Genomic DNA, 11,402 nt, shown 5'->3' with positions numbered 1-11,402 from the left:
TTAATGAAAAAGATACTATTTGCGGCATTGTTTGCCTGCATCTTGTTTTCCTGTAAGCAAAACAAACCGGAAACGGTAGAGCGTGCCTTTTACTATTGGAAAAGTAACAGATCGTATATTAGTGATATGGAAAGAAAGGTACTTGACTCGGCTCAGGTCACTAAAGTTTATGTCAAGTTTTTTGAAGTGGAAAAGAATAATGTTATGGGTAATATTCCCATTTCAAAAACATCATTGCGTTTTTACGATGTAAAGGATTACTTTACTTTTGTTCCTACTGTTTATTTGCATAACGATGTTTTTTCTAAAATAGATAAAGCCTCACTTGATACTCTGGCTAATAATGTAAACTATCTGATAGATAAGTATATTAGTAATAGGATGGAGCGTGATTCGGTTACAGAGTACCAAATGGATTGCGACTGGACACCGTCTACTAAAGACAATTACTTCTATTTCCTTAAAAAGATAAAAGAGCTTTCGGGTAAAAAAATAAGCTGTACGCTAAGGCTCTACCCCTATAAGTATAAAGATAAGATGGGAGTTCCCCCTGTAGACAGTGCCATGCTGATGTGCTACAATCTTATTAACCCAATGAAAAACCACGACAAGAACTCAATATTAGATATTGATGAACTGTCGTCTTACCTGGGAGATTTTAATTACCCGCTACACCTTGATGTGGCTTTACCTTTATATTCATGGGCACATGTGTATCAAAACAATCAGTTTGTACAGGTATTGTATACCGATATTAAAGAACTTAAAAAGTCCCTTAAACCACAAAAAGACCTGTGGTATGAAGTTACCGAAGATATAGAAGTAAACGATTTTTACTTAAGGAAAGGCGATAAAGTAAAAATTGAAGAAATGAGCGCTGACTATATTAATAAAGCGATTGCTGTTATAACTAAGAAAGTGCCTTTTGATAAAAACATTACGGTAAGCTTTTTCCATCTTGACGAAACACAACTAAGCCCTTATACAAATGAAGAGATTTCAGCTTTTTATACTGGTTTTACTAAGTAGCTGTATTATAGGGTATCCCTGCGGGTATTACCCTTATGGCGAAGATGTACGTATGTGCTTTTTTAAGCCTGAAAATCAGGATTACAATTATTATTCACCATTTTTTTATACCTCACAGTATTTTAACGATGTTGAGGTAAATACCAATACAGGTGACGGGCCTAACGATATTTTTTGGTATAACTACTGTAATGGTAAAGTACCTATGCCGGTTGTAACAGAGTGTGTTTATTCTCTTCCGGCAAATGATTTAGATAAGGCTTCACTTAACGGTATGGTTCAGTATCTTATTAATGCCAATGATACCATTGCCCTCAATTATTTAAGATTTGCCAAACAGTGTGAGCCTGCTAACGGGGTTTATGATGATCCGTGGGAAAGGGATGCAGAAAATTTAGTAAAGCAAAGGGGAGCACTTATAAACAAGGGTATTGAGTATAGTGAGGCATCGCGTACAAAGGAATTTAAGCGACGTTATGCTTTTTTAGCCATACGCCTGGCTTATTACAACGGTAATTATGATACCATTCGCAGTTTATATAAGGAAGTGTTCTCACAATCGGCAAACACAGATGTGATATATTACTGGGCAATGCATTTTTATACATTAACTATTGAAGACAAAGCCGAAGCAGCCTATTATGCTGCACAGGTATTTGCCAATGCACCCGACAAACGCTTTGCAGTTTATAGCTCGTTTGAAAAGGATCAGCCTCTGGATGAGGTTTTACGCTTTGCCCAAAACGATAAGGAAAAAGCGAACATTTATGTTTTAGCTGCTCTTAGAAAACTTGACAGGACTTTAGGTTATATGGAGAAAGCATATAAACTGGACCCCAATAACGAGGGGCTTGGCTTTATAATGCTAAGGGAAGTAAACAAACTGGAAGACTGGATACATACACCTTACTATACACTTTTTACTCCGGCAGTAACAACAGAAAATTATCCTGAAAGTACAGAAGGAGTTATAATGAAAAGGGTAGAGGAAGACAGACAGTATGCCCGCGAGCTGCTTTTGTTTGTAAATTCTATGAAGACCGACGATGTGTACTGGTTACAGGTAAAGGCTAATTTAGAGCTGCTTACCCAACAGTATAGAGAATGTTTACAGACTGTAAAAAAGCTGAGTAAAAAGAAATTTGATACTACTGAAGCCAAAAACCAGATTGAAAAGATATATGCTTTGGCACTAACGGCTTCTCAGGAAAAAGGTAAGGCCGTAATTCCTGAAAAGGTAAAACTGCTGCTACTGAAGTTTAAGAAAGATCAAAGGTTTATTTTTGCTATTGGCAGGGAGTTGGAATATAAAGGCAACACTACCGATGCGGCTTTAATGTATTGTAATCTTGATAGTGAGTATTATGGAGAAGAAAACAGATGGAGTTATGTTTTTTGGAAAGACGGAAAAAATACAGGCAATGATTACGACTACTATAGCGACTGGTTTAGTTACCTTAATTTTAATTATACGCCGCAACAAATAGAGGAACTTATAGAAAACATAAAGAACAATAAGGTTAACGATTCGTTTTCTGAGTGGAAGTATTCCTGGATAACGACTAAACTAAGTGTTCTATATGACTTATTGGGAACAAAATATATAAGGTTAAATAAGCTTGAAGAAGCTGCCTCTGCATATGAAAAGGCGGGGAATAAGCATTGGGAAGACAACTATGGTTTTTGGGAAAGGAAATCATTTTTTAATAATGGGAATCAGTTTGATCAAAATCCTTTCTATACGCTTAAATATACTCCGGAATTTATCCCGATGCGCGATACTATTAAAGTGAACAAGTATACGGTAACAAAACAGCTTATTAATTATTTAGCGAAAGCAGAGGATAAAAATGAAAAGGACAGGGACTATTATTATTTCCTTGTGGCCAACTGTTATTATAATATGACCAATTACGGTAACTCATGGATGATGAGGCGTTATTATCAAAGCTATGCCGAGGTAAGAGGGCTGGAAGATGATGAGGAATATTACGACTGTATTTTGGCTAAAAAGTATTATCACAAAGCCTTTGAGTATGCTAAGGCAGATAAGTTTAAGGCGCTTTGTTTAAGAATGATAGCTACCTGTAATAAGAATAAAGATGATAAAGAGTTGTTGGAGTTTGCAACAAGTAAGGAAATGTATGATGACCTAACTTCAAACTGTACCCGTTTTTCTGATTATTTTAAAGCAAGAAGATAAAACAAATATAGCTCTCTCAAGTGTAATTATTAATAATGGTTTGTCATTTCGACGTTAGGAGAAATCTCTAATTATTTTTTATTTGAGATTCTTCATTCCACTACGTTACATTCAGAATGACATTTGAGAGAGCTATTTTTTATTCTATAACAATATTAAACCTGTCCAATAATCCGGTTACGGCAGGGAGTGAGAATTTAGCTTTTTTAATTCGGTTTTGTTGCGGGTCTATTGAATAGTTTACAGCCGAACGCAAATCGGCTTTCTCCAATATGGTACTTTCAAATATGGCATGCTTAAAGTCGCAGTTGGTAAATGCTGCCTCGGTAAAATCGGTTTCTGTGAGGTCGGATTCCTGTAGGTTACAGTTGGTAAAACGGGCTTTTTTAAGCTTTAACTGATAGAAGGAGGTAAGGCTTAACTGGCAATCAGTAAAATGCATAGCTATTAAAAACGAATCGGCAACGCTAAAGTTGAGTCCGGTCATTTTGCAATCTTTAAAAAACACTTCCTTAAAACCCGTACCGCGCACTTTAGTATTACTAAAGTTACAGTCGGTAAACTCACAATCGGTAAATACAACAATGCTTAGGTCGCAGGCAGAGAAGTTACAGCCTGTAAAGGTGCAGTTATCATATTCGCCTTTCGGTATGTTGGAAACAGTGTAATCCACACCTTTAAAGTCGGTTCCTTCGGTATAGTCCATTAGTTGAGGTTTTACGGCTAAAATAAGAAAAGATAGTGTTATTTTATTCCTTCATTTAAGCGATTAAAAGTAATGTTTGTCATTTTGAGCGTAATGAAATGGAGTCGAAAAATCTCTAATTATACTTAACCTAAATACTAGAGATTCTTCACTCCGCTATACTGCGCTCAAAATGACAGAACATTTTAATGCTATAAATTTTTTCCATTTCGACCTTGTGGAGAAATCTAAACTTTTTAATAGTAGAGGTTTGCTTCGCCAGTTCGGTTCTTAGCCTAACGATCTTACTTTATTTCATTATACTTAAAATGACAGACGAAATCAATTATCTTCTTTTAAACGGGAATTTTTGTGAAACAGTTTCTCCATTTTTCAAGCCTGATATTTCTGCCAAAAGGGAATCCTTATTAACTTTTCTATAAGTGATTTTAGTAGGGAAATCGTGAGCCGGGTTTTCAAAAACAAGTAAGGTATCATTAGCCGATGTCATTTCAAAACCAACCGGTTTTTCATCATTTTGGTTAGGTACGGTAATAATCATGTTTAGTTTACCGTTGGTTTCGGCAAGTTTCATAGTTTCGGCAAACAAGGTATCACTGCTGTTCCTTATAAAATAAGATTCACCCGCGTAAACCGAGTCGTTTTCCTTCATCCAGGTTTCAGAAAATTCGGCATCATGGCTTTTGTTTACCCATTGTCCTAAAAACCATTCGGCTTTTTCAAGCTCGCTATAGGTTTTAGTTTTACAGGCAGTAAAAAGCAGGCAACCTACAGCTGCAATAAGTATAAACGGTTGTTTCATAATCGATTGATTTAGTTTACCTGCAATTTACTCTTTTTTTGGATTAGAAAACCTCAAAAGCCAAATCGCTGTTTATTACAGCCCCTGCTTTGTTTCCTGTAGCCACAGCCGTAGCTACCGATCGCATAGGGTTAGTGCAGTCGCCACAGGCATAAATGCCCGGTATATTTGTTTTTTGCATTGAGTCGGTTTTAATGTAACCGTGATCATCCAGCTCGCAACCCAAATCCTGCGGAAGTAAAGTATGCTGTACAAAAGCTGCACGATGGTATACCGCTTCCAACGGATATGCCTTCCCATCTCGGGAGATAAGCGCCTCTGCCTCACCTTTACTTTGTTTTAGTTTAATGATGCTATCCTCAATAACGGGTATGTTATGTTTGGCAAATTTTTCCAGTTGTTCCTCGGTAAAGTCGGCTTTACCGTTAGTGTATATAGTAATATCATTAGTTAACTGTAGTAGCAGTCCTGCATAATGATAGGCGGCTTCACCATTGCCCAGTATTCCCGTTCTTTTATCTCTTGCTTCATAGCCATGACAGTAAGGGCAATGAACGGCAGTTATACCCCAACAGTCTTCAAAATTATCTATAGGCGGCATAATATCGGTAATTCCGGTAGCGAAAAGTAGGCGTTTTGCACTGCACACCACATTGTTTAGTGTGGTAATACTAAAACTGTTTTCTGTTTTTATAACATTGGTAACCTTATCATTCATAAAGTTTACGGTAGGGTAGGCAAGAACTTCCTGTTTTGCGCGTTGTGCAATATCGGCAGGAGCTTTACCATCGTTAGTTATAAAGTTATGTGAGTGTGGGGTATGCCTGTTACAGGGTTTACCACTGTCTATGATCAAAACTTTTCTGCGGGAACGCCCCAGTGCCATAGCTGCAGAAAGCCCAGAGTAGCTTCCGCCAATGATTATAACTTCGTAATCTGTTTGCATGAGTATGATTTTTTGATTGATGATTAAACTTAGTAGTTTGGCAAATGTATATAAATTTTGTATTATTGCAACGGTATTGCATTAAATAATTGCAACAAAATTGCGTTAAGGAGATGAGAAGAAGAAACACACCGGCAAAGAGTACTATTTTAACCCTGCTTAAAGATGCGGGTACGGCACTAAGCCAGGACATGATTGAAGATAAGGTAAAAGGGGAAATGGACAGGGTTACCATTTACAGGGTGCTTAACAGTTTTTGTGAAGATGGTATTACACACCGTATACTTGCCGATAACGGTAAATATTATTTTGCCCTGTGCCTTAATTGTGGAGAGGAAAAGCATGACCATAACCACGATCATTTTCATTTTAGGTGTACCAAATGTGAAAAGGTAGAATGCCTGGATGAAGAAGTTACCTTAACCCTGCCGCAGGGCTATGTAAAACAAACTATTAGCAGTTGGGTAACCGGTTACTGTAATAACTGTTCATAATAAAAAACGGAGGCATGCAGCCTCCGTTTTTTATTTATTGGTCAAAATTTGACCCCCTCGTTTGTTAGTAAAAAATTTGAGTTAAAACTACAGGGCTAAATCCCTGCTTTGTTCTTGTGTTACCTCCACCTTTTCATATATTTTAGAAAACTCATGTGGCTGAGGTTTGGCATAGGTAAAATACATTTTGTCGTTTCCTATAGGGAAAGTCAATTTATAGTTTACCGGCCAGTAAGTAGATTCAGAGTCAAAGGCATAAACATCGCCTTCAACCAGAGTCCATGTGTACTCTGTATGAAAGATACCATCAGGACAATTTTTTGTCGATAGTGCTGTGCCGTCAGAATTTATGGTCATTATCTCCTGTTGGCATTCATCTGTTATTGGTGAGTACACACCATCATAAATAAAACCGGTTGCTTTCCAGGTTGCAAAGATAGTGGGTGGGGTTGTGGTTGAGTCGTTCTTAGATGCTGTAACATCGTTTTCTTCGCTGCATGCAATCAGACTCGTTAGCAGGATAAGCGAAGCAAGCTTTAAAAATCCTTTTTTTGCGTGATTCATAATAAATTAATAGATGTGTATTCGTAAGGGGGTGTGCAAATATAATACGAAATATATAAAAGAGTGGTTTTTTTTGAGGTTAATTGGTTGTTAATCAATATGTTTTGTAAGGTAAAACTTAAAAACCATGCGCTTTGTAACGATATGGGTAAAATTCTATAAACCAATAAGGTATAAAAACCGATTAAAAATAATAAAGCCCGATAACACATTTTATCGGGCTTTGCTAATTAATTTAAGAAGGAGGATTACTGTCTCTGGAATACGTCTGCATAGCCTTCTTCGCCTTCAACAGTAGTAGTCATTTTATTGCCTTCAAAAACAGTGTTTAAGATTGAGCTGTCACCTTCAGTTGTAATCTTATATTTATTTTCTTCCAGTTTTTCCCAGGTTATGTCTCCTGTTTCATCACCAAAATCACAATCGTGAAAAAATATGTTTCCTGTATTATCTGCATTTATGGTTACTGTTCCGTATTCGCAGTCGTCGTCTTCATAAAATTCGCCATCCTCATAATAGCCCAGGGTTTTCCATGTGCCAATAAACGGATCTACGCTATTATTATTATCATCATCCCCTGAACAAGACATCATAGTGAATACTGCAAATACTGCAAATGTTTTTAGTAAAGTGTGCTTTAGTTTTTTCATAAAATTTAAATATAGTTATTAATATTTGTTTGTTGTTATTGATGTTGATATACCTCAAACGATGCTCATGAGTTCAGGATCATCTTATCGTCATTAATATACTTGTAATAATACTCTGAACTCAATTCCGAAAATACGTTATAAAGATCTTTTGTTTCTGTGGTTTTGAGTATAAGACTTACAGTATAGTCGTCATCATATTCATAATTGCGAACAGAAATAGTACCTGTATTGTCAGGTTTAAAGGAAAGTTTTACTTCATTACATCTTACATAATGGGGGCTGTATTCGTCGCCAGACCATTTAATTAATCTCCAGTTGCCTACATAAGGAGGGGTACTTATATCTGCATCATGAGAACATGATGTAAGTAAAATAAAAAAGATTGCTAAAAAATTAAGCAGGTTGCTGCTTACTTTTTTCATGGCAGGTGAGGTTTATGTTAATTAGATGTGCAAATATAAATTTTTATTAAAAACTACCTAAATAGATTTAAACTTTAACATACAAAGCCAAATTAGTATTAATAGAAAATAATACAGGAAAAATTCGTAATTTTGCACCTCGAAATAAGGAGATAAAAACATGTTAGACAGGTTACAGATAATAAAACAGCGTTTTGATGAGGTTTCAGACCTTATTATACAGCCGGATGTAATTTCCGACCAAAAGCGCTATGTACAGCTTAATAAAGAATATAAAGACCTTAAAGGACTTGTAGAAAAGCGTGAAGAGTACATTAAAGTAACAGGAGGTATTAAAGAAGCTCAGGAAATTATAGCCGACGGAAGTGATGCTGAGATGGTGGAGATGGCTAAAATGGAACTTGATGAGAATAAGGCACGTTTGCCACAGCTTGAAGAGGAAATAAAATTCATGCTTATACCTAAAGATCCTGAAGACGCTAAAAACGTAATGGTAGAGATTCGTGCCGGTACCGGTGGTGATGAGGCGAGTATTTTTGCCGGAGACCTTTTTAGGATGTATACCAAATATTGTGAAAGCAAAGGCTGGAGAACCAGTGTTGTAGATATTAACGAAGGTACATCGGGTGGATTTAAAGAGGTTATCTTTGAAGTTACCGGAGAAGATGTATATGGTACGCTTAAATTTGAAGCGGGTGTACACCGTGTGCAACGTGTACCGCAAACCGAAACTCAGGGACGTATCCACACATCGGCAGCTACTGTAATGGTACTACCGGAAGCAGAGGAGTTTGATGTACAAATTGATATGAACGATGTTCGTATCGATTTATTCTGTTCGTCAGGACCTGGAGGACAGTCGGTAAACACTACAAAATCAGCAGTGCGTATGACACACATCCCAACGGGACTTGTAGCGCAGTGTCAGGATGAGAAATCACAGCATAAAAATAAAGATAAGGCTTTACAGGTACTTCGTTCCCGTTTATATGAAATGGAACTTGCTAAGAAACAGGAAGCCGATGCTGCAAAACGTAGCTCACAGGTAAGTAGTGGTGACCGTTCGGCAAAAATCCGTACGTACAACTACCCACAGGGGCGTGTTACAGACCACAGAATAGGACTTACGCTTTATGACCTTGACGGTGTAATGAACGGAAGCATACAAAAGCTTATTGATGAAATACAGCTTGTAAACAATACAGAGAAACTTAAAGAAAGTGAAGTTTTCTAAAAATATAAATCCCGCCATCAGGCGGGATTTTTTATTTCTCTCTAAAATGGAAACCTTTCCACATAAGGTACTCGTTATCGTTTATTTTAAATATAATAGTAACAGTATCTTTAAAGCGTAGTTTACCTGTAATGTAATCTTCAAGCGTTATGTATTCAGGCAGTTCTCCTTTAGTCACATTTATTGGAGAATCACAGGCAATCCATTTATAGAATACAGGTTTTTTTATTTTGGGAGTTACTTTAATATAATCAATAGCGCTGTTTTCTTGCTCTTGTTTTTTTACTTTTTGTTTGTATTCCTTTAGTGCTCTTTCTCTGTTTTCTTTAGTTATATATTCTTTATAATAAATATTGAAGTTAGCAGTAAGTGAGTCGGTAGCAATTTTGTATCCGGCAGCATATTCACTCTGGGGTTCATAATAAATGTATAGGAGAGCATTTACTTTCTTTTCCTGTGCAAAAACTAAAGCGGAGTAAAGTATTATAAGAATTAAGATAATGTTCTTTTTCATTTTGGAGAAATTGAAATGCTAAAATAAAAAAACTCCCGCCGTTAAAGGCAGGAGCTTTCTTATATCTCAGGGAAATAGGTGGAGTATAGTCCTACCTGGTACATGGTTACTCGCCCTCTTTTTATTTCACTTTTGTCAATTATATATATTTTGCGATAATTATAAAAAAGCAAATAAGATTTTTCAATTCCCATCCTTAAAAAGGTATCCATATCAAATACATCTTTCTTATGTTTTCTTAAAAATGACTTTTTAACCGTTATCACTTCTGATTTTACATTCGCCTCCATAGCATCCATGTCACGATATTTTGCATGGAAAAACTTGAAGTATGACAGATGTTTATCGTCAAAGTAAAACAAATAATTAGTAATAGGGTCAAGTCCTCTGGGAGGGGTTGTATAATTAGGGACCTTTTTTATCTGGTTTTCACTTTTTTCAAAAACAATATATATAGCATCACTGATTTTTTTCTCCTGTGCAAAAACTAAAGCGGAGTAGAGTACTGAGATGAGTAGGATAAAGTGTTTTTTTATGAAATACTAAAATATAGAACTCCTGTATTTTGACGGGAGTTTTACTTAATTATTAATAACGATTTATTATTCCTTCATCAATAACAATCCATTTACCGTTCTCTTTTTTCATAAATAGTATATGGTCTTTAAATAATCCGCCATTAAACTGGTTTGTAACTTCTTCTAATCTAAAAACAGCAATATCTTTGTCATAGTACATTACATCGGTAAAAAAGTATACTTTTTCACGTAATGAATAATCTGCCAGCTTTCTCACAGAATCTATTTCCTGCTTAGAGAATACCCTATTTTTAAAAGAAAAGTCGTTACTCTTCCAGTAATCAGGTGATGATTTGCCTACATTTTTATTAACAAGTTTCTTCCATGCCTTTTCATTATAAAGCGCTGTTTGGTTAAATTTTAAATCCCACTTACCATTATTCTTATTGTAGTGTGATGTATTATTTAGTGCTTTTAATGCATCTTTTTTTGACAATTTATTTTGTCCAATCCAAACAAAAGTATCCCTAATCTTATTATTGTAAAAGGAATCATTTACAGTATCGTTTAATACATACTGTATCATATAATCATTTATAGGCTGGTTTTTGTTTATTGAACAGGCTGAAAATAATATAAGAAGCAAAAATAAAGCAAGGTGTTTTTTCATTTTGGAGAAATTGAAATGCTAAAATAAAAAAACTCCCGCCATTAAAGGCAGGAGCTTCCAAGTAGTAGATCAGGATTAGTAGTAGTTATAGTATTTGTGCGTTTTTCCAGTAAGTAATAATATCGTTTATCAGTTTTTTATAAGCCGTATAGTTTATAGGTTTTACAAAATATCCCTGTATGGATAATTCGTATGCTTTTTGGCGAAACTCCTCATTGTTGGCTGCAGTGGTTAGGAAAATAAACGGGATTGCCATTTTCCTTAATTCGGCATCGCTAAAAATTAGGTTTCGCAAATCAAACCCATTCACTTTAGGCATATTAATATCTGAAATAATAATAAACGGATTAGCCTCGTCTGACTTTAGGAAATCAGCAAGATCTTCGGCCTCTTCAATAAGCACCAATCTGTTTTGATAGCCGTGTTCTTCACCCAACTCTTTAAAGATGTGGATGAGAAGCTCTCTGTCGTCAGAATCGTCTTCAATTATTATTATGTCGCCATCTTTATTCATTTAATAATTTTTGGGGATTTAAATTATAGATATAAAACTATACTATTAGTCCTACAGTTTTATATATTTTCGACAAAATACTTTAATCTGTCGTTGAATGGTTTATTTCCTGAAATAAAAAGCAATTCGTACT

The 11,402-nt window shown here is 35.7% G+C and carries 14 protein-coding genes; 4 read left to right on the top strand and 10 right to left on the bottom strand.

Translation table 11 applies throughout. The features are described 5' to 3' along the window. Positions 1-3: 3 nt before the first annotated feature. Positions 4-1,029, top strand: coding sequence for a hypothetical protein (locus tag GN157_RS05190; protein ID WP_157482044.1), 1,026 nt, complete (start codon positions 4-6; stop codon positions 1,027-1,029). Continuing rightward, positions 989-3,232, top strand: a complete 2,244-nt coding sequence (locus GN157_RS05185; RefSeq protein ID WP_157482043.1) for a hypothetical protein — start codon at positions 989-991, stop codon at positions 3,230-3,232. The genes GN157_RS05190 and GN157_RS05185 overlap by 41 nt, the downstream gene beginning before the upstream one ends. A gap of 139 nt (positions 3,233-3,371) precedes the next feature. On the opposite strand, the gene GN157_RS05180 is transcribed toward GN157_RS05185, so the two are convergent. The 3 genes from GN157_RS05180 to GN157_RS05170 form a co-directional block, all read right to left on the bottom strand. After that, a complete protein-coding gene (locus GN157_RS05180) occupies positions 3,372-3,938 on the bottom strand; it encodes a pentapeptide repeat-containing protein (protein ID WP_157482042.1) in 567 nt (188 codons plus the stop codon). Positions 3,939-4,263: 325 nt separating this feature from the next. Next, a complete protein-coding gene (locus GN157_RS05175; protein WP_157482041.1) occupies positions 4,264-4,740 on the bottom strand; it encodes a DUF6265 family protein in 477 nt (158 codons plus the stop codon). A gap of 43 nt (positions 4,741-4,783) precedes the next feature. Next, positions 4,784-5,686, bottom strand: coding sequence for an NAD(P)/FAD-dependent oxidoreductase (locus GN157_RS05170; RefSeq protein ID WP_157482040.1), 903 nt, complete (start codon positions 5,684-5,686; stop codon positions 4,784-4,786). Positions 5,687-5,799: 113 nt separating this feature from the next. Here GN157_RS05170 and GN157_RS05165 point away from each other — a divergent pair, with 113 nt between their 5' ends. Next, positions 5,800-6,180, top strand: a complete 381-nt coding sequence (locus GN157_RS05165) for a Fur family transcriptional regulator (protein ID WP_157482039.1) — start codon at positions 5,800-5,802, stop codon at positions 6,178-6,180. A gap of 87 nt (positions 6,181-6,267) precedes the next feature. Here the strand turns inward: GN157_RS05165 and GN157_RS05160 are convergent, their stop codons facing one another. From GN157_RS05160 to GN157_RS05150, 3 genes are all read right to left on the bottom strand, one after another. Continuing rightward, a complete protein-coding gene (locus GN157_RS05160) occupies positions 6,268-6,744 on the bottom strand; it encodes a hypothetical protein (RefSeq protein WP_157482038.1) in 477 nt (158 codons plus the stop codon). Positions 6,745-6,992: 248 nt separating this feature from the next. Next, on the bottom strand, positions 6,993-7,394 hold the full coding sequence (locus tag GN157_RS05155) for a hypothetical protein (RefSeq protein WP_157482037.1): 402 nt from the start codon (positions 7,392-7,394) through the stop codon (positions 6,993-6,995). 65 nt (positions 7,395-7,459) lie between these two features. After that, a complete protein-coding gene (locus tag GN157_RS05150) occupies positions 7,460-7,819 on the bottom strand; it encodes a hypothetical protein (RefSeq protein ID WP_157482036.1) in 360 nt (119 codons plus the stop codon). A gap of 160 nt (positions 7,820-7,979) precedes the next feature. Here GN157_RS05150 and prfA point away from each other — a divergent pair, with 160 nt between their 5' ends. Beyond that, entirely contained in the window at positions 7,980-9,053 is a 1,074-nt protein-coding gene (prfA, locus tag GN157_RS05145) for a peptide chain release factor 1 (RefSeq protein WP_157482035.1), read from the top strand. 31 nt (positions 9,054-9,084) lie between these two features. Here prfA and GN157_RS05140 read toward each other — a convergent pair whose 3' ends face one another. From GN157_RS05140 to GN157_RS05125, 4 genes are all read right to left on the bottom strand, one after another. Then, positions 9,085-9,567, bottom strand: coding sequence for a hypothetical protein (locus GN157_RS05140; protein ID WP_157482034.1), 483 nt, complete (start codon positions 9,565-9,567; stop codon positions 9,085-9,087). A 59-nt stretch (positions 9,568-9,626) separates the two neighbouring features. Further along, positions 9,627-9,866: a hypothetical protein gene (locus GN157_RS05135; RefSeq protein WP_157482033.1), complete on the bottom strand. Its 240-nt coding sequence runs from the start codon at positions 9,864-9,866 to the stop codon at positions 9,627-9,629. Between the two features lie 289 nt (positions 9,867-10,155). After that, positions 10,156-10,755 (bottom strand): hypothetical protein, encoded by a 600-nt coding sequence (locus GN157_RS05130; protein WP_157482032.1) that lies wholly within the window; start codon positions 10,753-10,755, stop codon positions 10,156-10,158. Between the two features lie 85 nt (positions 10,756-10,840). After that, complete coding sequence (locus tag GN157_RS05125; protein ID WP_157482031.1) at positions 10,841-11,269, bottom strand: response regulator; 429 nt, start codon at positions 11,267-11,269, stop codon at positions 10,841-10,843. Positions 11,270-11,402 lie beyond the last annotated feature (133 nt).

Source organism: Flavobacterium rakeshii (assembly GCF_009741375.1).
In the GTDB taxonomy this organism is placed as follows: Bacteria; Bacteroidota; Bacteroidia; order Flavobacteriales; family Flavobacteriaceae; genus Flavobacterium; species Flavobacterium rakeshii.
Note: the sequence above shows the minus strand (reverse complement) of the source record. Positions and strands in the feature narration are given on the sequence as shown.

Coding starts and splice junctions, on each gene's coding strand:
- GN157_RS05130 (WP_157482032.1), bottom strand. CDS start 10,755: ATGAAAAAACACCTTGCTTTATTTTTGCTTCTTATATTATTTTCAGCC.
- GN157_RS05160 (WP_157482038.1), bottom strand. CDS start 6,744: ATGAATCACGCAAAAAAAGGATTTTTAAAGCTTGCTTCGCTTATCCTG.
- GN157_RS05170 (WP_157482040.1), bottom strand. CDS start 5,686: ATGCAAACAGATTACGAAGTTATAATCATTGGCGGAAGCTACTCTGGG.
- GN157_RS05175 (WP_157482041.1), bottom strand. CDS start 4,740: ATGAAACAACCGTTTATACTTATTGCAGCTGTAGGTTGCCTGCTTTTT.
- GN157_RS05185 (WP_157482043.1), top strand. CDS start 989: ATGAAGAGATTTCAGCTTTTTATACTGGTTTTACTAAGTAGCTGTATT.
- GN157_RS05125 (WP_157482031.1), bottom strand. CDS start 11,269: ATGAATAAAGATGGCGACATAATAATAATTGAAGACGATTCTGACGAC.
- GN157_RS05155 (WP_157482037.1), bottom strand. CDS start 7,394: ATGAAAAAACTAAAGCACACTTTACTAAAAACATTTGCAGTATTTGCA.
- prfA (WP_157482035.1), top strand. CDS start 7,980: ATGTTAGACAGGTTACAGATAATAAAACAGCGTTTTGATGAGGTTTCA.
- GN157_RS05135 (WP_157482033.1), bottom strand. CDS start 9,866: ATGGATGCTATGGAGGCGAATGTAAAATCAGAAGTGATAACGGTTAAA.
- GN157_RS05190 (WP_157482044.1), top strand. CDS start 4: ATGAAAAAGATACTATTTGCGGCATTGTTTGCCTGCATCTTGTTTTCC.
- GN157_RS05140 (WP_157482034.1), bottom strand. CDS start 9,567: ATGAAAAAGAACATTATCTTAATTCTTATAATACTTTACTCCGCTTTA.
- GN157_RS05180 (WP_157482042.1), bottom strand. CDS start 3,938: ATGGACTATACCGAAGGAACCGACTTTAAAGGTGTGGATTACACTGTT.
- GN157_RS05165 (WP_157482039.1), top strand. CDS start 5,800: ATGAGAAGAAGAAACACACCGGCAAAGAGTACTATTTTAACCCTGCTT.
- GN157_RS05150 (WP_157482036.1), bottom strand. CDS start 7,819: ATGAAAAAAGTAAGCAGCAACCTGCTTAATTTTTTAGCAATCTTTTTT.